The organism is Sulfurimonas sp. ST-25, from assembly GCF_048079205.1.
Lineage (GTDB): Bacteria > Campylobacterota > Campylobacteria > Campylobacterales > Sulfurimonadaceae > Thiomicrolovo > Thiomicrolovo sulfuroxydans.
Genome location: NZ_CP182225.1, coordinates 2,009,602 through 2,033,800, shown reverse-complemented (window position 1 = coordinate 2,033,800; position 24,199 = coordinate 2,009,602). Strand labels below are relative to the sequence as shown.

The following is a 24,199-nucleotide window of genomic DNA, read 5'->3' as shown; positions in this document are numbered from 1 at the left end:
TCATGGCCGCACCGTCGCGCTCACTTGCTTTTCTGCTTCCGAACCTCTTCACCGCCGCAAGTATCTTCGCCGGTGTCTACAGCATGATAGCCGCCACGCAGGGACGGTTCGGGTTTGCCGCGTGGATGATACTCCTTTCGCTCATCTTCGACGGACTCGACGGCCGTGTCGCCCGCCTGACCAACACCTGCAGCCGCTTCGGCGCCGAGTTCGACTCCCTGGCCGATATCATCGCCTTCGGTGCCGCACCGGCGATGCTCATCTACCTCTATGCCGGGCACGAGTACGGGCGTTTCGGGGTGCTGGTGAGCGCGCTTTTCGTCATCTTCGGCGCGATACGTCTTGCCCGTTTCAACGTGATGACCGCCCAGACGGAACCCTCAGTCTTCATCGGGGTGCCTATTCCGACCGCGGCGACGTTTTCGGCCGTGCTCGTGCTGCTGTTCACGAAATACGGGGGGCATGCCGCCTACGGCTGGATCATCCTGGCCGGTGCCCTTGTCACGGCGCTGCTGATGGTCAGCAACATCCGTTACCCCAGTTTCAAAAAGATCGATATGCACGCGATGCACGTCAAGCGGGTCCTGGTGGCGCTGTTGGTGGCGGCTTCGCTGATCTTCCTTTTCCCCATCGAGGGCGTCGCCCTGATGTTTACGATCTACATCCTCTACGGACCGCTGCGCGCCACCTGGTTCTTCTACCAGCGCTATACCCTGCTGCGCAAATACCGGCACCGGCATAAAAAGTAGCCGGGTGTCCTGGCACCCATATTGCAATAGTGCCGTCATACCACCGACACTGCGGAGCCCATGAACAAAAAGATACTCTCCCTCGCGATCCCGAACATTATCAGCAATATCTCCGTGCCGCTGGTCTCGGCGGTCGATACGATGCTGATGGGGCACCAGGGGAGCGCCGAGCTGGCCGCACTGGGGCTGGTGAGCATGATCTTCGTTTTCCTCTACGGTTCGCTCAACTTCCTGCGCATGGGAACGACGGGCATGACCGCGCAGGCCTTCGGAGCGCACGATGCGCGGGGCATCTCCCTGACGCTCTACCGCGCGCTGCTCGTGACGCTGCTGTTTGCGGGACTGCTGCTGCTCTTTAGGGAGCCGCTGGCCGTGACGGCGTTTGAGCTGATGAACGTCGGGGCGGGGTACAGCGAGGAGGCGCGGCGCTATTTCGAGCTGCGCATCTGGACGGCGCCGGCGGTGTTGATGCTCTATGCGCTGACGGGGTGGTACTTCGGGATGCAGAATGCTGTAATCCCGCTCGCGATCACCCTCTGTATCAACCTTGTCAATATCGTGCTCAGCTACTACTTTGTCATGGAACTGGGCTGGGGGATAGAGGGGGCGGCGTACGGCACGCTCATCGCCCAGTACGCCGGGCTGCTCCTCGCGGTGGCATTTCTGTTCAAATACAGAGAACGGCTGCACCCCTACGGCATGGCGGCACTGCTCAAACGCAGCGAACTGGGGCGTTTCCTGCATGTCAACAAGGATATCTTCATCCGAACGACGGCGCTGACCTTCGTCTTTGCCTTTTTTTACTCCCAGGCGGCCAAAGAGAGCGAGCAGACCCTGACGGTAATGATCCTTCTGCTGCAGTTCGTCGTCTGGTTCGCCTACAGCCTGGACGGCTTTGCCAACGCGGCAGAGTCCCTGGTGGGCAGATATTACGGGGCAAAGGAGTGGGAAGATTTCCACCGCGTCATCCGATATCTTTTCGCCTGGGGGATCGGCTTCAGCCTGCTCTATATGCTCTTTTACGGGCTTTTCGGCGAGGCGCTGCTGCAGCTATATACGGACCAGCGTGCCATTATTGAGGCCACGCTGCCCTTTATACCCTACGTTGCCGCCGTGCCACTGCTGAGCTTCGCCGCCTTTATCTGGGACGGGGTCTTTATCGGGATGACGGCATCAAGGGCGCTGCGCAACGCCATCCTCTACTCCACGGCGCTTTTCCTCGGGCTTTTTTACCTGACGGAGGGGACTGATTTCACCTATGCGCTCTGGATCAATTTCATGCTTTTCTTCCTGTTCCGGGGTGTGGTTCAGAGCTGGATGTTTTTACGCAGAAGAGAGGAGTTGGTATAGCGGTCCCCGTTGTGGAAACCGTCTAGGATCAGAGGTACTTGTGCAGGACCTGGGGGATCTCGATGGAGCCGTCTTCGTTTTGGAAGTTCTCCATAATGGCGACCATCGTGCGGCCGACGGCGAGGGAGGAGCCGTTTAGCGTGTGGGCGAGGAGGTTTTTCTTGCCCTCTTTGTAGCGGATCTTTGCCCGGCGGGCCTGGAAGTCGCGGGTGTTGGAGACGGAACTGATCTCGCGGTAGGTGCTCTGCCCCGGCAGCCACACCTCGAGGTCGATCGTCTTTGCCGCGCCGAAGCCGAGGTCGCCGGTGCAGAGGGTGACGAGGCGGTGGGGGAGTTCGAGGGCTTTGAGCAGGTCGGAGGCGCAGGCCACCATCTCGTCGAAGACACGGTCGCTGTCGTCGGCCTTGGTGATACAGACGAGTTCGACCTTTCTAAACTGGTGCTGACGGATGATGCCGCGGGTGTCGCGCCCGGCGGAGCCCGCCTCTTTGCGGAAACAGGCGGTGTGCCCCGTCATTTTGATCGGCAGCGCCTCTTCGGGGATGATCTCGTCCTGGTAGAGGTTCGTCAGCGGCACCTCGGCCGTCGGGACGAGGTAGAGATCCTCCTCCTCGGTCTTATAAAGGTCCTCTTCGAACTTCGGCAGCTGGCCGGTACCTTCGAGCGCGCGGCTGTTGACGAGTTCAGGCACGCTCATCTCCGTAAAGCCGCGTTCGCGGTTGAAGTCGAGCATGAAGTTGATGAGGGCGCGTTCCAGGCGGGCGCCCATATCATTCATCACGGCAAAACGGCTGTGGGCGACCTTGACGCCGCGTTCGAAATCGATCCAGCCGTTGCTTTCCGCCAGCTCCCAGTGCTCTTTCGGCGTGAAGGCGAAGTCGCGCGGTTCAAGGACTCTGGCGATCTCGACGTTGTCGTCTTCATCCGCACCGTCGGGCACGTCGGCATCGGGCATGTTCGGGATCCCCATTGCGAGCGCGTCCAGGGCCGCCTCCGCGTCGCGCTGCGCCTCCTGGAGCTCGCCGATACGGGCTTTGTTCGCATCGAGCTTCGCCTTCAGTTCGCTGATATCCTTGCCCTCTTTCTTGTACTGCGGAAAAAGACGGCTCATTTCGTTCTGGGCCGCCTGCACCTCTTCAAACGCCGCTTTGGCCGTTTTGAGAGCTTCGTTGCGCGCTTTGAGTTCGCCGATCAGCTCCGGGCTGACCTTTTTGCGCATCAGTGCGGCACTGACGTTTTCGAAATCTTTCTGAAGCAGTTTGAGGTCGATCATCTGGGTCCCTGGTAGGTGGATTGTCCGGGCAGAAGCGGGCTGCTGCCCGCTTTTTACCCTGAAAAAGTTGTGCAATTATAGCGAAACGGGCTACAATTACGGCATGAACGAATTGACCTACAAACAGAGGCGCGACGGGCTGTTAGCACAGATGGAAGAGGGCGCTGCCGTGCTCGGTACCGCGACGCTGAAGACCCGCTCCAACGACACGGAATACCCCTATCGCCAGAACAGCGATTTTTTCTACCTGACGGGTTTTGAAGAGGATAATGCCGCCCTCGTACTTATAAGGGGCGGCGATGCCAATAAGAGCGTACTGTTTGTCCAGCCGAAAGTCGAGGAGATGGAGCTCTGGACGGGCAAGCGCACGGGTGTCGACGCGGCGAAGGAGCGTTTTGACTTCGACGAGGTCTATTCCGTCGAGGCGTTCGAGGAGAAGTTGCCCGAACTGCTGGAGAACCTGCCGCGGCTCTACGGCGATATTTTCGGGGCGGACGAGCGCTTTGAAAGCGCCCGGAATGCGGCGGACAAACTGCGCCACAAGCGGGAGACGAAGCGACCCGTGACGCAGATGATCGACGTTACGCAGATGGTGCGGCAGATGCGGCTGCTCAAGAGCGAAGATGAGATCGCCACGATCCGCGCGGGACTGGAGATCACGGCGGCGGCGCATCACCACGCCATGGCGGTCTGTACCCCCGGGATGATGGAGTATGCGCTCCAGGCGGAGTATGAGTACATGTTCACAAAGAACGGCGCCTACAGCGACGCCTACACGACCATCATCGCCGGCGGGGACCACGCCAATACCCTGCACTACATCAAAAACGATGCGCCACTCAATGCAGGGGAACTCGTTCTCATCGACGCGGGGTGCGAATACCGCCACTACGCCACGGACATCACCCGCACCTTCCCCGTCGACGGCCGTTTCAGCGAGGCCCAGAAAGAGGTTTACGAGGCGGTCCTGGAGGTGCAGGTCGCCGTTATCGCCCAGATCGGGCCGGGGCTTCTCAAGAGCGAACTGCAGAAAAACGCCGAATGGATGCTCTGCGAGAAGATGGTCGCGCTGGGGATCCTGGAGGGGGAGGTGGATGCGCTGATCGAGGCGAAAGCGCACAAAAAATATTTCCCCCACGGCATCGGGCACTGGATGGGGATAGACGTCCATGACCAGGCACCGTACCATGACGAAGCGGGCAACGAGATCGCCCTGGCACCGGGAATGGTGCTCACCATTGAACCCGGGATCTACCTGCCGGCATCGGACACGGCACTGCCGGAGCAGTACCGCGGCATCGGGATCCGGATCGAGGACGATATCCTCGTGACGGAGAGCGGCTGCGAAAACCTCAGCGCCGCGGTGGCCAAATCGGTCGAGGCGATCGAGGCGCGCTGCGCTCAGAACGCGTAAAGAGTGTCGTAGACGGCGCCGGCGGGCGTCAACGTGCTGCGCATCAGTTTTAACCCCCCTTCTATTTTCCCCGCAATGACCGCCTCGGCAGTCGTCTTCTCTTTTTCAAAACACGCCGTCTCGATCTTTTTGTAGCGCATCAGGGTGACGTGGGGGACGTAGTGCCGGTGGGGCTGCATTTCAAAAGCGCTGCTGAGCATCCGGTGCCCCTCCACCAGCGTCGGGTGCTCGCTCGCGGCATAAAGGATGCGGTTGTGCGAGAAGCGCTCAATTCCTTTGACATAGGCATCGGCCATGGGGAGATCGCAGCGGCGGACAATCTCGATGACCTGTTCGGGGGGGAAGCGGTCCCCCAGGAAGAGCAGCGTCGCGTGCAGGGAGGATTCCGGGCGCCACCGGCCCCGCATGCAGGGGGTGAAAACCGCTTGGATACCGGGGTAGTCGTAGAGCGTCGCCGCCTGGGCGAGAAAGAGGCGCATTTACATCTTGATCATGTTTTTCAGTGTCGGGAGAATCTCCGGCTCCAGCCCCAGCTCGTCCATCAGCAGGCGTACCGAGGCGGCGTCATCTTTTTCCAGGGCCAGGGCCAGGCCGAAGATCTTCCCGAGACGGCCCGAATGCAGCAGCAGGGCGTCTTCGATATGGTTGTCGACCGGCAGTCCGGAGAGCGCCGCTTTGAGCGGGAGGCCGAGGACCGGCTCCATCAGGGAGATCAGGGCCATGAGGCGTGCGCTGTCAAAGAGCTGTTCATCCTCGCTCTGCATGCAGCTGATGGTACAGTGCATGACGTCGATGCGCTGCTCCATCAGTTTCGAAAGGGGGCTTTTGCCCTCCTGGATCGTCTGGCCGCTTTTGGCGAAGATGATCAGCGAGAGCCAGTGTTTGAGCTGTTCGGTGCCCATTTTGACAATGATCTCCTCGATGGAGCGGTTGGGAAAGGGATTATTGAGGGAGTAGGAGTGCAGGTACTGCAGTAGCTGCATGGAGAGCTCGTTGTGGTTGCGCATCTCTTTGGCGATCTGGGCCATGGGGGTGCCGTCAAGCAGCATGTTGTAGATTTTGACAACACCCATGTGTTTGGGGTCGACACGGTTGTACTCCATCAAGACGGGGGCGCCGCAGGAGAATCCCTGGAAATAACGGAAGCCCTTTTCTCTGTAGGCATCGAAGACGTCGTCGATTTCGACGCGTTCGGCAACCAGCTGTTTCCCTTTGAAGCGATCGACGATCTTCGGCAGCAGATCGTTGTCGGTGGCGCTGGCGTCGATCTTGATGAAGTCGATAAAGGGAAGCAGAACGTCGTAAACGCCGGTGAGCCCCTGCTGCGTGTCAATGTTCTCAAGGGCGAAGCGGTAGCCGCTGTGATGCAGTTTTCTGAGGACCTCCGCCTCCCGGGTTCCCAGCTGCGCGTCGGCGGGGAGGGCGAAAACAAACAGCTTCGGCGGGACCGCCAGCAGGAGGTCCGTCAGCAGGACCGACGAATCGATGTTGATAAAGAGCGGGCGGTTCTCGGAGGCTTTTTGCAACCCGATCTGGTTGAGCAGCGCCACGAGCAGGGAGGCGGTTGCGGCCCGGGCGTTCTCGAAGCCGCTTTCGCCGACATTGTTGCGGTAATAAAACTCATAGCCGTAGATGTTCTTATCGGTATCCAAAATAGGCTGCCGCGCAAAAGTGTGTGTCGTATTCATTCTCAAGAACTCCCCTTCGCTATTTGTTTCTGTTGGTATCCTCAATCTTACCCCAAAATGGAACGTAATGTTCTTAAATAGGGTTCAGGTCTGCCTACGTTAAGATTGCACAGCCTATTTACGAGAAACGGAAAAAGCATGTCCCAACCCAAAACGATTTATTTGAAAGAGTATGAAGCCCCGGTATACCAGATCCTGAGTACGGAATTGACGTTCGAGATTTTCGAAGAGCATACCCTGGTGATTAACCGCATGGCGATCAAGCGCCGCGGAGACACTCCTGCGCCGCTGCTCCTGGACGGCGATGACCTGGAGCTGCTCTGCGTCAAGGTCGACGACGTCAAGATCCCCACGGACGCCTACGAACGGAACGAAGAGACGCTGACGATCTTCGACCCGGGTGCCGAGGCGACGGTGCAGGTGGTCACGAAGATCTATCCGGACAAGAATACGGCCCTGGAGGGGCTTTACCGTTCGGGGGGCATCTACTGCACCCAGTGCGAACCCCACGGCTTCCGCCGCATCACCTACTTTATCGACCGCCCCGACAATATGAGCGTCTTCACCGTCAAGGTGATCGCGGAGCAGTCCGCCTACCCGGTGCTGCTCAGCAACGGGAACCTGGAAGAGGAGGGGAGTTTCCCCGACGGGCGCCACTACGCCCTCTGGAAAGACCCCTTTCCGAAGCCCTCGTACCTCTTTGCCCTGGTGGCGGGCGACCTGGGCCGCATCAGCGACAGCTTTACGACGGCGGAGGGCAACGAGGTCGCTTTGCACATCTATGTCGACAAGGGTAACGAGCCGCGCGCCGACCATGCGATGCGTTCGCTTAAGGCGTCGATGCGCTGGGACGAGGAGACCTACGGCCGCAGCTACGACCTCTCCGTCTACAATATCGTCGCCGTGGACAGCTTCAACATGGGGGCGATGGAGAACAAGGGACTCAACATCTTCAACTCCCACTACGTCCTTGCCGACGAGGAGACGGCGACGGATGCCGACTTCCTGGGCATCGAGAGCGTCATCGCCCACGAGTATTTCCACAACTGGACGGGGAACCGCATCACCTGCCGCGACTGGTTCCAGCTGACCCTCAAAGAGGGGCTCACCGTCTTCCGGGACCAGAGTTTCAGCGCCGACATGCAGTCGGAAGTGGTGCAGCGCATCCGTGACGTCGACATGCTGCGCGAGCGGCAGTTCCCGGAAGATGCCGGTCCGACCGCACACCCCATCAAACCGGAACAGTACATCGAGATCAACAACTTCTACACGGCGACGGTGTACGAAAAAGGTTCGGAAGTGATCCGCATGCTTCACACGATCCTCGGGGAGGTGAAGTGGCGCGCGGCCATGGATCTCTACTTCGAGACCTTCGACGGCCAGGCCGTGCGCACGGAAGATTTCCTCTGGGCGATGCAGCAGCACAGCCCTATCGACCTCGCGCAGTTCGCGCGGTGGTACTCCCAGGAGCGGACCCCCTCGCTCTGCGCGGAGCACTCCTACGATGCGGCGTCGGGCCGGCTGACACTGAAGCTCGAGCAGATCGTCCCCGACGCGGTGGACGGCCGGAAGCAGCAGCCTTACTGTATGCCGCTGCGTCTCGCGCTGCTTGGGCATGCGGGCGAGGAGCTCCCGCTGCAGCTCGAGGGCGATACCGGGGCACAGCCGCTGCTGGCGCGGGGGATACTGCTCATTACCCACGACGAGGAGAGCTTCACCTTCGGCGGGCTGGCCTTGGAGCCCGCGCTGTCGCTCAACCGCCACTTTGGCGCCCCGGTGGTCATGGAGTATCCCCAGGAGGACGTGATGAACCTGATGCGCTATGATAGCGACGGGTTCGTTCGCTACGAAGCGGCCCAGTCCTTCGCGCGATCGACCCTGGAGGCGATGATGCGCGGGGAGGCGGTCAGCCCGCAGTTCCTCGAGAGCTTCCGGCATATTCTCGAGGATGAATCCCTCGATCTGCAGTTCAAGGCGCAGCTGCTCTCCCTGCCGACGGTGACGATGCTGATGCAGAGCCAGGAGACCGTCGACGTGCACGCCATCCTCGAAGCCTCCGACGCTCTGAAGCGCGAGATCGCCGTTGCCTGCGAAGCGACGATGCGCCGGCTCTACGCCCTCCTGCACCGTCCGGCACATATGGGGCTTGAAGCGGAGAGCATCGGGGCGCGCGCGCTGAAAAACCGGCTTCTCGGGTATCTGATGGCGCAGCAGGACGCCGAGAGCATCGACAGCGCAATGGCACAGTACGAAGAGAGCCATACGATGACGGATCGCCTGGCTGCGCTGCAGCTGCTGCACCACGGGGCTCCGGAGGCGGCGGAGGCGCCGATGCGCGACTTCTACGAGCGCTACAGCGCTGACATGCTGGTGATGACGAAGTACTTCAGCGTTATCGCCTCCTCTCCTCAGCCCGATACGCTTTCAAACGTGCGCGCGGCGATGGAGGATGAGGTCTTCAACATCAAAGTCCCGAACCTCGTGCGCTCCCTGATCGGAAGCTTCGCCCGCAACCCCTACCACTTCCACGCCTATGACGGCAGCGGCTACGCCTTCGTCGCGGAGCAGATCATCGCCCTTGACGCGATCAACCCGATGATCGCGGCGGGGCTGGCGGGTGCCTTCAAGACCTATAACCGTCTGAACGCGCACAGCCGTGCCCAGATGCGCGATGCGCTGGAGAGAGTGCAGGCGCACCGGGGCATTTCGAAAAACGTTTACGAGATCGTTGGAAAGATTCTGGCGGGATAAAGCGTTTAGTCTGCGCTGCCGTTGCGGTGGAAGAGGCGCGCGAAGAGGCGGATCACCCCCCGCAGCAGGAGCACGACAAAATAGACAAGCAGGGTATAGACCAGGGGATGGAGGTAGTTCCCCCTCCCGGTCATCTGCGAAAGACGCACGCCCGGATCGCTGAGCAGGTCCGGGTGCAGCAGCAGTGACAATGTGACAAGCAGCAGCGCGAAGATCGCGCCCTCTCTTATCATCAGTTTACGCATCTGCTACATCAGCCCCCGCATCATCAGGTACCAGTACATCGGTTTGAGCATGTACAGGTCAAAGGCCCACCACGCCCAGCGCTGCTCGCCGACGGCGAGCGGGAAGGAGGGCGCGGCACCGTCGTAGTCGAACTCGGCCAGGATGATTTTACCATACTGGGTTTTGAGGGGACAGACGGTATAGCCGTCAAACTTCTCTTTGGGTTCCTTGCCTTCCATCTGCGCCAGGAGGTTGGCGACCATGATCGGCCCGTGGTGGCGGGCACTCCCGCCCGTTTTGCCCAGCGGGATGCCGCAGACGTCCCCGATACCGAAGACATTGGGGTAGCGCAGGTGCTGCAGGGTGTAGCGGTCGACTTCGAGCCACCCTTTGGCGGAGCCTTTCTGCCACCCCAGCGGCGAGGAGGCGACGGCATCCGGCGCGCTCATCGGCGGGACGATGTGGATGAAGTCATAGGGCATCTCCACGCGGTCGACCTTGGTGATCATATCGTACTCTTCGAGGTCCTCGTCATACTCGCCTTGGACCTCGTACTTGTGTTCGAAGGTCGCGACTTTGCCGGCGGCATCGATGGCGACGAGGTTGTGGCCGAACTTGTTCGTGATGTTGCCGTAGCGCGGCTGCACCTCTTCGACCAGGGTCTTGTTTACTTCCGGCACGCCGAAGAGGCTGCCGCTCGTTGTCGCAAAGGTGAACGCCGCGCTGAGCTTGTCGCGTTTGAGGAAATCGTCGCTGAGGTAGAGGATCTTCTGCGGCGCGCCGCCGCACTTGATCGGCGTGCCCGGCTGGGTACAGATGACCTTCGGGTTCCCGGTTTTCGCCGCGGCTTTGAGGGCGTTGAACCACTCCCAGGTGATCGAACCGCCGTCGGCCGTTCCCTTTTCCGGGTCGTTCAGATAGACGCTGGAGATGCCGTTTTGGCCGATCATCTCCGCGCTCAGACCCTCGATCCATTCATAATGGTACTGCAGGCCCGTCGCGACGACGAGGTAGTCGTAGAAGACCTCCTCGCCCGCGCGGGTAATGACCCTGTTGTTGTCCGGGTCGAAGGTCTTGACTTCGTCTTTGATCCAGTTGACGTCGTCGGGGATGAACTCCCGGTTCTCTTTGACAATGTCGTCATAGGTGTATTCGCCCGCGGCCATGAAGACCTGCCCCGGCTGGTAGAGGTGTTTTTCGTTCGGCGCGATCAGGGTGATGTCGGGGTCGGAGAGGGCGCGGTGCAGGCGCGCCATCGCCATGATGCCGCCCGCACCCCCGCCGACGATGACGATTTTGCCCTTCGCGCCGGAGGCACGGGCTTCAGTGAGGCTGCTGCTTCCGGCGGAGGCAATGACCCCGGCGGCGATGGGGGAGATCCCCATCAGTTTGAGCGCCTCGCGGCGCGACAGGTTGACCGAAGGCGTTTTCGGCTCCGGGTTGTTAAACCGTTTTTTCATATTCATTTATTCCACTCCTTATGCTCCTGCCGTAAAAACGGCAGGGGTGTCGTTTAGACGGTATTGTCAGTATCGGTAGCTGACGGCAAAACGCAGGTCGGTCGCCGTAATGTCCGTTTCGACGGGCGCCACCCATCCGGCGCAGTTGATATTGGGCGTATAGTCGTGCTGCACATAGGTGTAGCGGATCTGCGACGGCAGGTACTTGACGCCGAAGAGGTCGAAGTTCCAGTACGCCTCATAAGCACTGCCGCGCACGGCGATTTTCGAGCCTATTGCCGTATCTTCCGCCCAGGTCATCGGCGTCCAGTACTTTGAACCCCGGTTGTATTCAAAGCCGAGTCTGCCGCGCTCGGTAAGCATGTCCGGAATGATGACCCCGGCCCAGACGGAGCTGCCGCTGCGACTGCCTCCGTCGGCGGAACCGATAAGCGTGTAGCCGTTCTTGGCGTTGTAGTTCGTGTAGGCACCGGAGACGAAGAGGGTCGTCTCGTCCAGGAAGTCGCTGATCTCCTCGCCGATGCCGGTGATTTTCAGACCGACGGAGAAGAGGTCCGCTGTCCCGGATGCCGCTTTGGGGATGTTCCCGTCGAGCTTCCTGCCTTTGGTATTGAAGATGTGCGCCCACTGGTACATCACCTGGTACTGCCCGTCATCATAGGCATTCCCCGGTATGACGAGGAAGTCGACGCTGGTGTCTTCGAGCGTCGTATTGACGTCGCCGCCGCTCAAGGCATAGGGCGTGCGCGCACCCGATACGTCGCCGTAGACGTCCTGCATCTCACCGCTGTGCGCGCGGCCGAAGACGAATTTGGTATAGGCGCCGTCAATGAAGCGGCCCCAGTCGAGACGGACCATGGCGCCGTTGACTTCCATATTGGTGATGTGCGCGAGCGGAGAACCGGGGTCGGTTTCGTTTTCCCGGACGTTGGCGAGGAAGCCGTTGGTGGAGGGGCGCCGGCCGATTGAGACGCTGATCGGCTGTCCGCCCAGCTCGTCGGAGTAGACAAAATAGGCTTCCTTGACGCGCATGACCGTATCGGAGGCTTTCGAACTGGCCGCCCAGTCTTTCAGTGCCGGGTCGGTCACGTAAAGATGGCTGCCCCAGGTCGCATAGACGGCGAGTTTGCCCTGGAAGGTCAGTCCCTTCATCGGCGCCGCGCCCATGGTGAGGTAGAGACGGCTGGAGAGCAAGGAGGGGTTGGTGGCATAGGTGTCGGCGTCGTTGTTGCGGTAGTCGATGACGTCAACGGCGTTCCTGAAGTCGATGCCGAACTTGATGTTGTCGTTGGCGCTCTGCGCATTAACCTGGCTCAGCTTCTTGTTGGTGCGCTTTTGCTGTTTCTCGAGTTTTTGCACTTTTTGCATCAGGGCGTCGATCTCTGCCTGCATCGATGCATCATCGGCAAGAAGCGCGCTGGAGAACAGCGTCAGTGCCGCAGTCGAGAGGAGGGTTTTTCGCATGGTTTTCCTTTTGGTGTTAAACGGGTTGTCGCGAGGGACCCGGAGGGCGTTACCCTCCGGGGAAAAGAGTCAGGCGATCAGCAAGAAGGGATGTTGCCGCTGTCGCTTGCAAAGTCGTGGACGAAGTCGTAGAGGTGCTCTTTGAATTTGCTTTCGAACTTGTCGCTTTCAAAAAAGTTTTTGCCTTCGGGGCAGGCTTCGGTCATCATTTCGGCGAGGTTGCCGTTCTCTTTGGCCTCTTCCCACTCCATCTGCGTATGTTTCGCCGCGAAGACGGCCCCGGTCATCCCGCAGCTCTCTTTGAGCTTCTTCTGGTAGAGGCGCTGGCCTTTACCCGCATCCGCTGAAAGGGAGGTTGTGAGGAGGCCGAGGCCCAGCAGTGCGGAGGTTGTGAGTTTTCCAAAAGTTGTCATTTTTTTCCTTTGACGATGAAATTGATGAAAATGAATAGTACTATCGTCAAAATTAAAATAAGATAAAATTAGAATAATTATAATTAATGATTATTTTATTCATTTCTTCGTCATTTTCCTTAAAGATTAAATGTAAATTTATGAAACATGTTGGAGAATAAGTTAAGCAGAACTTATCAAAGTGATAATTTTGTGACTCCAGGGTCGTAGAATTGTCATGAATGTATTTTTTTGCACTAAAATCTTCGTTAGTTTTTACGATGAGATGAGAAGGAGTAAGCATGGCAAGATTAGTCGTACTCGGCGGCGGTGTTGCCGGCCATACGGCGGCAACATTCGCCGCAAAGTGGTTGGGTAAAGAGCATGAAGTCGTCGTTGTGACACCGAATTCCAAATGGAACTGGATTCCGTCGAACATCTGGGTTGGCGTAGGAGAGATGACAAAAGATGATGTCACTTTCGATCTGGCACCGGTATATGCGAAAGCAGGTATCACCTATAAACAAGCGAAAGCGGTCTCAATCAATCCCGAGGGGGATGCGAATTCGGACAAGCCTTTTGTGACGATTGAGTATACCGGCCAGGATAAAGCCGGCGAGAATGAAGATGTCACTTTTGACTATCTGGTAAACGCCACGGGGCCGAAACTGAACTTCGGTGCGACCCCGGGCCTGGGTGAGGGCAGCGAGATCGGTGAGAACACCGTTTCCGTTTGTACCGCTGATCACGCCGTGCATGCGAGCGAAGAGCTGAACAAGATCTTTGAAAAAGCGAAAGCGGGCGAAAAGCAGAAGATCCTCGTCGGGACAGGGCATGGTATGTGTACCTGCCAGGGCGCGGCGTTTGAGTATATCTTTAACATCGAACACGAAGCGCGCAAGGCGGGGATCCGCGATAACGTAGAGATCAAGTGGATCTCCAACGAATCGTTCCTCGGTGACTTCGGTATGGGTGGTCTGCATATGAAAGTCGGCGGTTACGTCGTCAGCTCCCGTATCTTTACCGAATCCCTCTTTGCCGAACGCGGCGTCGATTATGTGATCGGTGCGCACGTCAACAACGTTGAAAAAGGCAAAGTTGGTTACGAACTGCTTGACGGTTCCACCGGCGAAGAGAATTTTGACTTCGCGATGCTGATCCCGCCGTTTGCGGGTGTCGGTCTCAAAGCCTATAACAAAGCGGGCGAAGAGATCACCGATACGGTCTTCGCGCCGAACGGCTTCATGAAGGTTGACGCGGATTACACGCCGAAACCGTATGAAGAGTGGAAAGCGAGCGACTGGCCGCGTACCTACCAGAACCCGACGTACAAGAACATGTTCGCCGCCGGTATCGCGTTCGCACCGCCGCATATCATCTCCAAACCGATGAAATCGCCCAACGGCACGGTGATCAACCCGACACCGCCGCGGACGGGTATGCCTTCGGGTATTATGGGCAAGGCCGTTGCGCACTCCGTCGTCGACCTGATGACGCGGGGTGAGAACGCGCACCTGCACGAAGCCTCCATGGCTGAGATGGGCGCAGCCTGTGTCGCCTCCGCCGGTAAAGGGTGGCTCAACGGCCAGGCGGCGGCAATGACCGTTTACCCGGTCGTACCGGACTTCGACAAGTACCCGGGTACGGGCCGCGATACGGACTACACCTTCGGTGAGATCGGTCTGGCAGGACACTGGATCAAGCATATCCTGCACTACCTCTTTATCTACAAAGCGAAGCTCAAGCCGGGCTGGACGCTGATTCCGGAATAAGAAAGGAGGAACATAGATATGAGACAAGAAGAAGTGAATTTCGCGCTGAACGACAAGTTTAACACCTCAATGATCCCGGGCCGTTTCGCCCGGATGATGCGTACGTGCAAAATCTGGCAGTTCATCCGCTTTGTGATCATCAACATCAAGATGATCATCGTCGTCCGTAAAAGCCACGGATAACACCTGCGGCCCTCGGGCCGTCACGTCAGTAACTCAACCACTTTAAAGAATCCATCAATGATCCAACCTCTGCTCAAATACCCTGACCCGCGCATACGTCTTATTTCCGGTAATGTCCGTTTTTTCAACGAGACCCTCAAAGACATTATCGCAGATATGACCGACACGATGGAGGCCAACGGCCTCGATGCCCTCTCCGCCATCCAGATCGGCATCCAGTACAACGTCATTGTCCTCAAAGAGGAGGACGCATACACCCCCTACATCAACGCCCGCTTTCTCAAAGAGAAGGGGAAAGCGGCCGCGGTGGAGCGTTCGACCTATTACGACTTTACGGCGGAAGTGGAGCGCTACACCTCCCTCACAGTCATCTACGAGGATGAGACGGGAGCGATGCATTCGCGCGACGTGGAGGGGGAACTGGCACGGACCTTCCAGCACCAGCTCGATTACGCCTTCGGCAGCACCTTCGTCGACCGCGTCCCCAAGGCGGTCCGGCAGCAGATTGACGCCTATCTGGATCAGGGACTTGTCAAAGAGAGCCGGATGCCAGGGGAAAAGAGCGGCAGCTGCCCGACGGTCTTTGTGCGCGACTACATCAAGAAAGCCTACCGGCTCGTGATGCTCGGCGTCCTGCTCAGCTTCATTGCGCCGTTTACCGTCGAAGCGGCGACGGTGCAGACCATTGCCGTGGCGGACATGGCCGCCCTCGGGCTGATCTTCGTATTGATCATTGCCTACTTTTTCTACGCCGAGTACGAGGCGAAAAAGTACAAGCAGTGCACCAGCTGCCAGACCGGAAATATCATCGGTACCGCGGGGATCGCGTTGGGGCAGCTCGCCCTGCTCGCCGTCGGCGTTTTCGCCTGGGTGCTCCCTTAGGCTTGACCGTTTCCCTCAATATGCTAAAATCAATTTTTTTCATTTAAACATCGCAGGAGGAGCGCATGCCGTCCGTTCCGCAGCTTCGACGGGTCATTGACCGTTTCAAGGAGGCCAAGGCGACGATTCTGCAGCGCTGGGTCTCCTATGAGACGGCCGAATCGGTGCTGAAGCGCCACGGGATCGAAACCGATTTTTTTATCCGCCAGTACGCCTCGGGGGTCTACGACTATTTCGAAATGGTCATCCGGGGCGAGATGCAGATCGGCGACTGCCCGGTCATGGCGGAACTGCTCGAATACCTCAAAGACAACGAGGTGACCTCTGACGAACTCTTTATGCTCTGCAGCCATTTCCGCCGCGCGATGGTGGACATCTCCTACGAGCTCGGAGTGAACTCCCAGGAGGTCTACGACGAGATCAGCTATGTTTTCGACCTCAACTTCTCCGGGGTGCTCAAGCGCTATACCGAGACGATCTACCAGAAAGAGCGGGAGATCGAGCGCAACGTCAAACTGCTCGAAGAGTACCGGCGCGCCATCGATGAGAGCGCCATCGTCGCCAAGACCGATGCGCAGGGGACGATCACCTATGCCAATGCGAAACTGACCCGTATCTGCGGCTACAGCCAGGAGGAGCTGGTCGGCAGCCCCCATACGCTGCTCTACCACCCCGATATGCCGGGGAACTTTTTCGACCACCTCTCGGCGGCCATCAGCGACGAGGGGGTGTTCAAGGGGACGATCAAGGGGCAGGCGAAGGAGGGGCGTACCTTCTATATCGACACGACCGTCGTCCCCATCACCGATACCCACAGCGCCGTTACCGAGTATATGGCGATCAGCTACGAGGTGACCGATCTCGTCGTGGCCAAAGAGGAGGCGATCGCGGCGGGGGAGGCGAAGGAGTACTTCCTCTCCAACATGTCCCACGAGATCCGCACGCCGCTCAACGCCATCCTGGGCTTTGTCGCCCTGCTCAAGGACGAGGCGCAGACGGTCAAGGACCGCCGCTACCTCGACATCATCTACAGCAGCGGCGAGAACCTGCTGAGCATCATCAACGACATCCTCGACTTCTCCAAACTACGCAGCGGCGAATTCACCGTCGAGCCGGCCCCTTTCAACCTGCACAGCACCATCAGCCACACCCTGGAGCTCTTCGTGCCCAGCGTCAACCAGCAGCATCTGACGCTGACAAGCTTCATCGATCCGCGCATTCCTTACGAGCTGATCGCCGACCCGCTGCGGATCCAGCAGGTGATCTCGAACCTGCTCAGCAACGCCATCAAGTTCACCCCGCCGGGGGGAGAAATCACCGTGGAGGCTTTCTACACCGAGGGGCGCATCAGCATCAGCGTCATTGACACGGGCATTGGCATCGCGGCCAAAGACCAGCACTACATTTTCGACCCCTTTTCCCAGGCCAGGAACGAGGATCTTCCCGGGGTGGGAGGCACGGGTCTTGGCCTCTCCATCAGCGCCCAGCTTGTGCGGCATATGGGCGGGGAGATCACGCTGCATTCGCACCCCGGGATCGGGAGCACGTTCACCTTTACCCTCCCCGTCATCGTGGGGGATGAGACCCGGCCGCTTCTGACGGACCTTGAGTGTATCCGCAAGCACCGGCTCGCTCTCTACTGCCCCGAACAGAAGTTTGATACGATGGCGGCCTCCCTGATGCGCTATCTGCAGAGCTTCGGCGTGAAAATCAAATCGGTCGAAGCGCTGGACGGCAGTTACGATCTGCTCTTTTTCTCGGAGCACTGTGTCGGAGAGGCGCAACGTAAGGAGCTTCTGGCGGAGGGGTCGCCAAAGGTGGCGCTGATGGATGCGCCCTACGACACCTATGAGAACGTTTCCGGCGTGACGCCGCTTGTGATGCCCCTGTACTGCTCCAAACTCCAGGAGGTGATCGAGACGGCGCTGATGGGGGATGCGGAGCCGGAGCCGAGGGCGGACACTGCCGGGGTGCGTTTTAATGCCCACCTGCTCGTCGCGGAGGACAACGAAGCGAACCAGGAGCTGATCGGCACGCTGCTGGGCAACCTCGGTGTCAGCTACGAGATCGTCGGCAACGGTGCGGAAGCGCTCAAACGGATGCGGACGGAACATTACGACCTTGTACTGATGGATGAACAGATGCCGGTCATGAACGGACGGGATGCCGTCCAGGCGATGCGGCACATCGAAAACCGCGAGGGGCGGCAGCACTTGCCTATCATCGCCCTGACGGCAAACGTGCTCGGGGGGATCGAACAGCGGCGCATCTACGACGACTTCCTCGGCAAGCCGATCCGGATGGCAACGCTGATCAGTTCGCTCGAACGTTTCATCCCCCGCGCGGAAGATGCCGCCGCCGAGGAGACGGCCCCGGAGACGGTGCTCCCAGAGCACAAGGAGCTGCGCGAGATCCTGCAGGTCACCGAAGCGCAGCTGCAGATGCTGCTCGGCGTCTACCGCGAAAAGATGCAGAGCAGTTTTGAGGAGCTCGAGGCGGCCATTGACGCGGAAGATCTCAAACAGGTGACGCTGCTTGCCCATTCGATCAAGGGTTCCAGCAGCAATTTCCGTTTCGACAGCATGACCAAGCTGGCCGAAAAAATGGAATGGGAGGCGCGCGCGGGCAACGCGGCATTGGATTATACGGGGATGCTCGGTTCGATGCGCGGCTGCTTCAATGCCTTCATCGGGGAGGGAAGCTGATTCGTTTCGAAACATTTTCATTATTTGGTGAATTCTGTTTTATGTGACACTTCTATGATAACTTTGTAATAAAGTCCTTTTTCACTATAATTATTTTTAATGCACTTTTTGAGGGGCATTATCGAGATTGTTTAAGGGTTGGGATGGAAAGTTACAAAGTCATGATCGTCGAGGACGATCCCGTTACAGCGATGAACCTGCAGATCGCTTTGGAAAACCAGGGATATGAAGTCGCTGCCACGGTAGATTCTTCGATCCAGGCACCCAATAAGATCAAGGTGTATGAGCCCGATATCGTCCTGGTCGATATCAGCCTGCAGGAAGATGCCGACGGTATCGAACTGGCGAAGTATATCCGCGAGAGGCATTGCCTCCCTTTCATCTACCTTACCGCCCACTCCGATGCCGACATCATCGACGAGGCGAAACAGACCGAACCGTACGGCTATATCGTCAAACCTTTCGACCCGGAGTCGCTGCATGCGACGATCCAGATGGCGATGTACAAGTTTCATGTCGAAAAGGAGCGCGAAGAGAACTTCGAGGGGTTGAAGAACGACAAACTCAACCTCGAGAAACTGCTTTACAACAAGAAGCTCTCCGACAAGCCTATTGTCCCCTTCGGAGAGGACTACTACCTCGACATCAGCGTCTGCGAGACCTTTTATCAGGGTAAGAAGATCAAGCTGACCAAGAAAGAGAACGCCTTCATGCGGCTGCTGGTGGCCCAGTTGGGCTTGGTGGTCAGTTTCGACCAGGCGATCAATTACGTCTGGGAGGAGAAGGGAGCGACGGAGAACAGTGTGCGTACCCTGGTCTGGCGTCTGCGCAACAAGCTGCCCACGGATATTATCCAGAACGCTTCGGGTATCGGGTACTACATCGAGGATTGAGGTGTAAAGGAGGGGGCGGCGGTTCTTAGAAGAACCACTGCGTCGTCAGCTTGAAGCGCGTATCGGTATAGTCGCCGAGATCTTTTCCGTAGGTATCCTCCTGGAACACGAGACCGACTTTGGTCGAGTTGCCTCTGAGGTACCAGTTCACCCCTGCCATTTTCGATTCGAGTTTCCAGTCCCCTTTCCCGTCGTATTTGTCCCAGTTTTCGTAACGGACAAAAGGTGCGAGGTAATTCAGCGCTTCGATGACGTACTCCCCGGTCACGTACCAGCCGCTGGATTTGCCGGTCTCGGCTTCGCCCCAGTTCTTGACGACACCGTCGAACTGGAACCACTCCGCCTGCACAAAGGCGCCTTTGTAGTGTGCCGACATCTCGAGGTTGATCAGCTCGTGGTCGATGGTCTGTGACACGTTGCTGTCGGCATATTCGATGCCGGGGCTGTTCCAGTAGGCGGCACCGATCTCGAAGTGCTTGCCTTTACCGAAGTAGGTTTCGGTCCGCTTGGTCTCTTCCCAGCCGTCAAACGGTGAGAGGACGACTTTCCCGCCGTAGAAGAAGCTCTTCTGGTTGAAAGCGTCCCCGTCGAAGCTGCTACCGCCCGCGTCTTTGAACTTGCCGGAGTAGACGCCGTCACCGAAAGCGACTTCGTAATAGATTTTCTTCTTCCAGTCCCCGTACATCTTCGCATTGGTTCCCCGGCGGTTGTGGGTGATGTACTGGGCCGCTTCGTCGGCGACGTGCGGGCGGTCGTAGTGCAGCACGTAGGCGGATTTGACGGTTTCGGTACGCGACACGTCGATCTTTCCGCGGTAGAGGCGGAAGTTCACGAGGGATGTATTGAAGGGTTTGCTGATCTTGAGGTAGGCATCACCGACGTTGAACTTCTGCTCGCCGTCATCTTGATAGTTGGCCTTGTCGTTGCGGATATCCATCGTGAACGAGACGTGCTTGCCGAAGCCCGCGGCGGCTTCGAAACGCGTACGGCGGAGGTAGGCGTCCCAGTTGTCGGTGTCGCTCTTCGCCGCGTCTTCGTAATCGCGCTGGTAGTTTTCAAACGTCCCCTGGATGCGAACCCCGAGTTTGAGCCACATGTCCGGATTGTCCGACGCCGTGAACTTCATGTTCGGCGCCGTCTCTTTGCCCAGCAGGAACTCCGGCGAATCGCCGTTTTCAACGGTCGGGCCCTGCAGCGTTGCCGTTTTTTCGTTGGCTTTCGCGCTTTCGGCAGGGATGAACTCTCCCATTTTGACGCGGTTTTCGCCCTCTTGGGTAAAGACCTGACCGGTGGTCGGGTCGGTGTAGAGTGTCGTGCTTGTCGCATGGGCAGCTGTGCTCAAAGCGACAACAGCCAAGGATGAAATCAATGTGCTTTTCATGATTGGGTTACTCCTCAAAATAGGTGGCGGCATTGTAGAGGCTAAAGATTACAAAAGGGTTACATTACTGTAATGAAAATGTTCTCAATACTGCGTCATCTGCTTCATGCAATGAAACGCGGAGATCGAGCTGCAGAAAAATGGGGGAGATAGCTGGAGCGTTAACCGTCCGCAGAGCCCAAAAGAGCTCCGGGAACTGTTCTGCCTCCTGGGGTAGTGTTGTCTGGCGGGATTTACCAGCTGACTTCTGCGGTCAGCATAACCGCGGTGAAGTCCTGGGTATAGCTGCCGGCATAGTTCTTCTTGTCGTTGGCGACATAGGTCTCGCCGGTCAGGAGCCATTTGAGGTTCTTGTTCTGTCTCCATGCCGCACCGTAGATGTAGTTCTCGGTGTTCAGATCCGGATTGTTGTCCATCTTTGCCGTCCAGTTGTCGTAACGGGCCAGCACTTCGAACTCGTAGGCGTCGCCGAAGCGGTATGTTCCGTTCACAGAGAAGCCCGAACCGCTCTTCTTATAGGTCGTGTCATTGTTGTTCTCCGCGATAACATATTGTGCAGAGAGCAGGAACGAAGGCATATTGTAGACGGTGTGGAAGCCGTAGAATGTATAGGTCTGCGCCGTTCCGTTCATTTCGTTGCCGTCGTTGAGCATATTGTACTGGCCGAAGAAAGAGAGATCCAGGTAGGTGTTCTTGGTCGCCTTGCGTTTCACATCGCCGTCTCCGAGCGCGGCAGCCGTGAGGCGCCATTCGATGGAGTTCCCCGTACCGATCTTGTCGTTGTTGCCCTGCGTCCCGTGGTAGCCTTCACCGTTGAACAGACCGATCTCGGAGGTGAAATAGGGGAGTTTGGTCTTGAAGTTGATCCCGGCATCCGCAGAGTTGGTCAGGTCGGCAGCCTGCGCCGATTCCACCATCGTTTTGGAGATTGAACGGTACCACCAGCCGTTGTGCTCTTCGTAGTCGATCCAGGGGCGGTGCGCCATACCGAATTCGACACCCGTATAAGGCAGGATGTTGTTGAGGTAGATGTAGGCGTACTTGACGTACATGTTCGCATAACCGCCGGTCGAGCTGTTGGTCGCGTCATAGGTCGTGTCAAGGGTGACGCGGAGGTAGCTTTTCGGATCGTCGAAGAAGAAGGCTTTGACCTGTATGTAGTTCCGTCTGAATTCGAAGTTCCCCGTTTGCAGCTCTTCGAGGTTGTCCTCGGGAAGGGCTTTTTTGTCTTCATAGGTGTAGCCGAGATAGTGCAGGCCGCTGAACTCGAGCTTGGATGATTTGGCAAAAACCGGTGTTTCCGATTCCAGTGCCGTTCTGTCCTCGGCCGGTTCGGTAAAGACCTGGCCCTTGCCGTCGACATAGAATTGGGTTGCGTTCGCAGCCGTGGCGCCCAGCAGGAGTGCGGTAATCGTCGTGAAAACGATCTGTTTCATTTTTCGGTTCCTCATAATAAGTTGCGGGAATTGTAAAGCAGGTAGATTACATAAAGATTACAAAGCTGTGTCTTTATGTAACCAAAGTGCGACTGTCATGTAACCGGATGCGGTTGTGCTGAGATGAACCGTATCGGGTTCAGTATAGCACAGGGTGCTTTCAGGCAGAAACGGTTGAAATAGTGTTTTTAGAGGAGTGAAGCGGCTCGCAGGGAGCGCTTTGAAGGAGAATCGGCGGCACGAAGCCGCCGCAAAAAAGAAGGGGAACCCCCGGGTTATTTGATGTTGGTCGTCCAGTACTCGCGGATCATCTGCTTTGTGCTTTCGGGCAGCGGGATGTATCCGAGCTTTTTCGCACTGTCGTCACCCTTTTTGAAGGCGTAGTCGAAGAAAGCGGTTACCTTCTTGTCCATAGCCGGTTTCTCTTTCGGCAGGAGAATGAAAGTCGCCGCGACGATCGGATAGGAAGTGTCGCCGGGCTGCAGGGCGAGCAGCGCGTAGAAGTTGTCCTCTTTCGTCCAGCTGGCGTACTTGGCAGCGGCTTTGAAATTCTCTTCACGCGCCGCGACCCATTTGCCGTTTGCCGTCTGCAGCGTTGCCGCGGCGAGATGGTTCTTCTCTTTGTAGGCGCTTTCGATGTAGCCGATCGTGTACGGGGTCTGTTTGAGGAGGTTGGAGACACCTTCGTTTCCTTTGCCGCCCATACCGACAGCCCAGTCAATCGCCTTGCCGGCACCGTAGTTGTTCGCCCAGTTTTCAGAGCTCTTTGTCAGGTAGTAGGTGAAGTTGTACGTTGTGCCGGAACCGTCGGAACGGTGGACGACGATGATCTTCTGGTTCGGGAGTTCCAGCCCTTTGTTCTCTGCCGCGATGGCAGGATCGTTCCACATTGTGATCTTGCCGGCGAAAATGTCGGCGACGATGCCGTTGGAGAGCTTGAGCTGTTCGTCGGCGATCCCCGGAAGGTTGTAGGCAACGACGATGGCGCCGATGACGGCCGGGAACTGAAGCAGTTTCGCTTTGTTCAGCTCCTTGGTCTTGAGGGGTTTGTCGGAAGCACCGAAGTCGACGATACGGTTCGTGATCTGCTTGATCCCGCCGCCGGAACCGATGGACTGGTAGTTGACGCGGCTGTGAGTCTCTTTGCCATAGTTGAAAGCCCAGTCATAATAGAGGGGGGCAGGGAATGAGGCACCGGCACCGCTGATCTTGTCGGCGGCAGCGGCAGAGGTCAGTGCAAGCGATGCAAGCGTGAGGGCAGTTGCAATGCGTTTGAGCATAAACGATCCTTCGTGTTGTGATGGCGGCATTGTAAAATCGTATGGTTACAGAATGATTACGCTTTGCGGCGGAGAGGGCGGATTTTTTGTAACCTTTATGTTACCAAGCCTCCGTATAATCGCGCCCGACATTTATAAATATATCGCATAGCACGGCCCGAAACGGTGATACCGCCGCAGGCCTGAATTGTGATAAACTATCTGAAAGAAAGTAAGGATAAGCATGCTTCCACGCTACGAAACGAAGTTGCGCGAGATTCAGGGGATGATTGCCGAGATCATTCAAAAAGAGGTCACGGCGAACCGTATGGCCCTTGAGGCGTACAGCGCCAAGAGTGCAGAAGGCTTCGAAGCGGCAACAGACACATTGAAGATGATCGAAAACGACGGCAACACCGTCGACAACGAGATCGTCAAGACCTTCGCACTGTTCGGTCCGGAGGCCCAGGAACTGCGGGGGCTGGTCGCCTACCTCAAGATGACGAACGAACTGGTACGCATCGCCGAAGGGACAAAAAAGTATGCCCGCCGCATCCGTGAGCTTCTGCAGAGCGACTGCGATCTCGAACCGTTTGACAACGCCATCGTGCAGCTGCACAAGAGCGTCGTCAACGCCCTGGCCTGCATTCACACCTGTGTTTCCGATATCGCGAACTGCGATGTCGAAGAGACGTACCGCAAGGTCATGGTCGAAGAGAGCAAGAACGATGATCTCTTTGCGATCCTGGAAAAAGATATCATGTCAATGATTATTTCCGAACACGAGCTTTCCGCCGAATATGTGCGTATGCTCGGAACACTGCGCAAGTTGGAACGGGTATGTGATCGTGCCGTGAACGTCGCCAACCTGCTGATGTTCGAACAAAAAGGCGGAAAACTTCAGAGCTATTGACAAGGGAGT

Annotated in this window: 20 protein-coding genes; 10 read left to right on the top strand and 10 right to left on the bottom strand. The window is 57.7% G+C overall.

The genetic code is table 11. The features are described 5' to 3' along the window. The first annotated feature begins 2 nt into the window (after window positions 1-2). Both pssA and ACM66T_RS10585 read left to right on the top strand, forming a co-directional pair. Window positions 3-749, top strand: a complete 747-nt coding sequence (pssA, locus tag ACM66T_RS10590) for a CDP-diacylglycerol--serine O-phosphatidyltransferase (protein WP_231018962.1) — start codon at window positions 3-5, stop codon at window positions 747-749. Between the two features lie 60 nt (window positions 750-809). Then, window positions 810-2,099, top strand: coding sequence for an MATE family efflux transporter (locus ACM66T_RS10585; RefSeq protein ID WP_231018961.1), 1,290 nt, complete (start codon window positions 810-812; stop codon window positions 2,097-2,099). Between the two features lie 28 nt (window positions 2,100-2,127). Here the strand turns inward: ACM66T_RS10585 and serS are convergent, their stop codons facing one another. Next, a complete protein-coding gene (gene serS / locus ACM66T_RS10580; protein ID WP_416768544.1) occupies window positions 2,128-3,372 on the bottom strand; it encodes a serine--tRNA ligase in 1,245 nt (414 codons plus the stop codon). Between the two features lie 103 nt (window positions 3,373-3,475). On the opposite strand from serS, the gene ACM66T_RS10575 reads away from it, so the two are divergent. Next, window positions 3,476-4,786, top strand: a complete 1,311-nt coding sequence (locus ACM66T_RS10575; RefSeq protein ID WP_416768543.1) for an aminopeptidase P N-terminal domain-containing protein — start codon at window positions 3,476-3,478, stop codon at window positions 4,784-4,786. On the opposite strand, the gene ACM66T_RS10570 is transcribed toward ACM66T_RS10575, so the two are convergent. Together ACM66T_RS10570 and ACM66T_RS10565 are read right to left on the bottom strand one after the other, a co-directional pair. Beyond that, window positions 4,774-5,265: a 2'-5' RNA ligase family protein gene (locus tag ACM66T_RS10570; RefSeq protein WP_231018958.1), complete on the bottom strand. Its 492-nt coding sequence runs from the start codon at window positions 5,263-5,265 to the stop codon at window positions 4,774-4,776. The genes ACM66T_RS10575 and ACM66T_RS10570 overlap by 13 nt on opposite strands. Continuing rightward, window positions 5,266-6,474, bottom strand: a complete 1,209-nt coding sequence (locus tag ACM66T_RS10565; RefSeq protein ID WP_231018957.1) for an EAL and HDOD domain-containing protein — start codon at window positions 6,472-6,474, stop codon at window positions 5,266-5,268. 138 nt (window positions 6,475-6,612) lie between these two features. Here ACM66T_RS10565 and pepN point away from each other — a divergent pair, with 138 nt between their 5' ends. Next, a complete protein-coding gene (gene pepN / locus ACM66T_RS10560; RefSeq protein ID WP_231018956.1) occupies window positions 6,613-9,225 on the top strand; it encodes an aminopeptidase N in 2,613 nt (870 codons plus the stop codon). A 5-nt stretch (window positions 9,226-9,230) separates the two neighbouring features. Here the strand turns inward: pepN and ACM66T_RS10555 are convergent, their stop codons facing one another. From ACM66T_RS10555 to ACM66T_RS10540, 4 genes are all read right to left on the bottom strand, one after another. Next, window positions 9,231-9,470: a hypothetical protein gene (locus ACM66T_RS10555; RefSeq protein WP_231018955.1), complete on the bottom strand. Its 240-nt coding sequence runs from the start codon at window positions 9,468-9,470 to the stop codon at window positions 9,231-9,233. A gap of 3 nt (window positions 9,471-9,473) precedes the next feature. Further along, the gene (locus tag ACM66T_RS10550) at window positions 9,474-10,910 is read right to left on the bottom strand and encodes an NAD(P)/FAD-dependent oxidoreductase (RefSeq protein WP_231018953.1); all 1,437 of its coding nucleotides are present in this window, start codon (window positions 10,908-10,910) and stop codon (window positions 9,474-9,476) included. A gap of 66 nt (window positions 10,911-10,976) precedes the next feature. Further along, window positions 10,977-12,374 (bottom strand): DUF3373 family protein, encoded by a 1,398-nt coding sequence (locus ACM66T_RS10545; protein WP_231018951.1) that lies wholly within the window; start codon window positions 12,372-12,374, stop codon window positions 10,977-10,979. A 77-nt stretch (window positions 12,375-12,451) separates the two neighbouring features. Continuing rightward, window positions 12,452-12,787, bottom strand: a complete 336-nt coding sequence (locus ACM66T_RS10540) for a cytochrome C (RefSeq protein WP_416768542.1) — start codon at window positions 12,785-12,787, stop codon at window positions 12,452-12,454. A gap of 281 nt (window positions 12,788-13,068) precedes the next feature. Between ACM66T_RS10540 and ACM66T_RS10535 the strand changes: the two genes are divergently transcribed. From ACM66T_RS10535 to ACM66T_RS10515, 5 genes are all read left to right on the top strand, one after another. After that, window positions 13,069-14,538, top strand: a complete 1,470-nt coding sequence (locus ACM66T_RS10535) for an NAD(P)/FAD-dependent oxidoreductase (RefSeq protein ID WP_231018949.1) — start codon at window positions 13,069-13,071, stop codon at window positions 14,536-14,538. 18 nt (window positions 14,539-14,556) lie between these two features. Next, window positions 14,557-14,721, top strand: a complete 165-nt coding sequence (locus ACM66T_RS10530; protein ID WP_231018948.1) for a hypothetical protein — start codon at window positions 14,557-14,559, stop codon at window positions 14,719-14,721. A gap of 57 nt (window positions 14,722-14,778) precedes the next feature. Continuing rightward, window positions 14,779-15,603 (top strand): peptide deformylase, encoded by an 825-nt coding sequence (locus ACM66T_RS10525; RefSeq protein WP_231018947.1) that lies wholly within the window; start codon window positions 14,779-14,781, stop codon window positions 15,601-15,603. 65 nt (window positions 15,604-15,668) lie between these two features. After that, a complete protein-coding gene (locus ACM66T_RS10520; protein WP_416768541.1) occupies window positions 15,669-18,308 on the top strand; it encodes an ATP-binding protein in 2,640 nt (879 codons plus the stop codon). Between the two features lie 143 nt (window positions 18,309-18,451). Then, on the top strand, window positions 18,452-19,201 hold the full coding sequence (locus ACM66T_RS10515) for a response regulator (protein ID WP_231018945.1): 750 nt from the start codon (window positions 18,452-18,454) through the stop codon (window positions 19,199-19,201). 25 nt (window positions 19,202-19,226) lie between these two features. On the opposite strand, the gene ACM66T_RS10510 is transcribed toward ACM66T_RS10515, so the two are convergent. From ACM66T_RS10510 to pstS, 3 genes are all read right to left on the bottom strand, one after another. After that, window positions 19,227-20,582: an OprO/OprP family phosphate-selective porin gene (locus ACM66T_RS10510; RefSeq protein ID WP_231018944.1), complete on the bottom strand. Its 1,356-nt coding sequence runs from the start codon at window positions 20,580-20,582 to the stop codon at window positions 19,227-19,229. A 233-nt stretch (window positions 20,583-20,815) separates the two neighbouring features. Beyond that, entirely contained in the window at window positions 20,816-22,018 is a 1,203-nt protein-coding gene (locus ACM66T_RS10505; protein ID WP_231018942.1) for a hypothetical protein, read from the bottom strand. 275 nt (window positions 22,019-22,293) lie between these two features. After that, window positions 22,294-23,298 (bottom strand): phosphate ABC transporter substrate-binding protein PstS, encoded by a 1,005-nt coding sequence (gene pstS, locus ACM66T_RS10500; RefSeq protein ID WP_231018941.1) that lies wholly within the window; start codon window positions 23,296-23,298, stop codon window positions 22,294-22,296. Window positions 23,299-23,521: 223 nt separating this feature from the next. Here pstS and ACM66T_RS10495 point away from each other — a divergent pair, with 223 nt between their 5' ends. Beyond that, the gene (locus ACM66T_RS10495; RefSeq protein WP_231018940.1) at window positions 23,522-24,190 is read left to right on the top strand and encodes a phosphate signaling complex PhoU family protein; all 669 of its coding nucleotides are present in this window, start codon (window positions 23,522-23,524) and stop codon (window positions 24,188-24,190) included. Window positions 24,191-24,199: the final 9 nt, after the last annotated feature.

Excerpts from the sequence above, each read along its gene's own strand:
- pssA (WP_231018962.1), top strand. The coding sequence starts at position 3 with ATGGCCGCACCGTCGCGCTCACTTGCTTTTCTGCTTCCGAACCTCTTC.
- ACM66T_RS10585 (WP_231018961.1), top strand. The coding sequence starts at position 810 with ATGAACAAAAAGATACTCTCCCTCGCGATCCCGAACATTATCAGCAAT.
- serS (WP_416768544.1), bottom strand. The coding sequence starts at position 3,372 with ATGATCGACCTCAAACTGCTTCAGAAAGATTTCGAAAACGTCAGTGCC.
- ACM66T_RS10575 (WP_416768543.1), top strand. The coding sequence starts at position 3,476 with ATGAACGAATTGACCTACAAACAGAGGCGCGACGGGCTGTTAGCACAG.
- ACM66T_RS10570 (WP_231018958.1), bottom strand. The coding sequence starts at position 5,265 with ATGCGCCTCTTTCTCGCCCAGGCGGCGACGCTCTACGACTACCCCGGT.
- ACM66T_RS10565 (WP_231018957.1), bottom strand. The coding sequence starts at position 6,474 with ATGAATACGACACACACTTTTGCGCGGCAGCCTATTTTGGATACCGAT.
- pepN (WP_231018956.1), top strand. The coding sequence starts at position 6,613 with ATGTCCCAACCCAAAACGATTTATTTGAAAGAGTATGAAGCCCCGGTA.
- ACM66T_RS10555 (WP_231018955.1), bottom strand. The coding sequence starts at position 9,470 with ATGCGTAAACTGATGATAAGAGAGGGCGCGATCTTCGCGCTGCTGCTT.
- ACM66T_RS10550 (WP_231018953.1), bottom strand. The coding sequence starts at position 10,910 with ATGAAAAAACGGTTTAACAACCCGGAGCCGAAAACGCCTTCGGTCAAC.
- ACM66T_RS10545 (WP_231018951.1), bottom strand. The coding sequence starts at position 12,374 with ATGCGAAAAACCCTCCTCTCGACTGCGGCACTGACGCTGTTCTCCAGC.
- ACM66T_RS10540 (WP_416768542.1), bottom strand. The coding sequence starts at position 12,787 with ATGACAACTTTTGGAAAACTCACAACCTCCGCACTGCTGGGCCTCGGC.
- ACM66T_RS10535 (WP_231018949.1), top strand. The coding sequence starts at position 13,069 with ATGGCAAGATTAGTCGTACTCGGCGGCGGTGTTGCCGGCCATACGGCG.
- ACM66T_RS10530 (WP_231018948.1), top strand. The coding sequence starts at position 14,557 with ATGAGACAAGAAGAAGTGAATTTCGCGCTGAACGACAAGTTTAACACC.
- ACM66T_RS10525 (WP_231018947.1), top strand. The coding sequence starts at position 14,779 with ATGATCCAACCTCTGCTCAAATACCCTGACCCGCGCATACGTCTTATT.
- ACM66T_RS10520 (WP_416768541.1), top strand. The coding sequence starts at position 15,669 with ATGCCGTCCGTTCCGCAGCTTCGACGGGTCATTGACCGTTTCAAGGAG.
- ACM66T_RS10515 (WP_231018945.1), top strand. The coding sequence starts at position 18,452 with ATGGAAAGTTACAAAGTCATGATCGTCGAGGACGATCCCGTTACAGCG.
- ACM66T_RS10510 (WP_231018944.1), bottom strand. The coding sequence starts at position 20,582 with ATGAAAAGCACATTGATTTCATCCTTGGCTGTTGTCGCTTTGAGCACA.
- ACM66T_RS10505 (WP_231018942.1), bottom strand. The coding sequence starts at position 22,018 with ATGAAACAGATCGTTTTCACGACGATTACCGCACTCCTGCTGGGCGCC.
- pstS (WP_231018941.1), bottom strand. The coding sequence starts at position 23,298 with ATGCTCAAACGCATTGCAACTGCCCTCACGCTTGCATCGCTTGCACTG.
- ACM66T_RS10495 (WP_231018940.1), top strand. The coding sequence starts at position 23,522 with ATGCTTCCACGCTACGAAACGAAGTTGCGCGAGATTCAGGGGATGATT.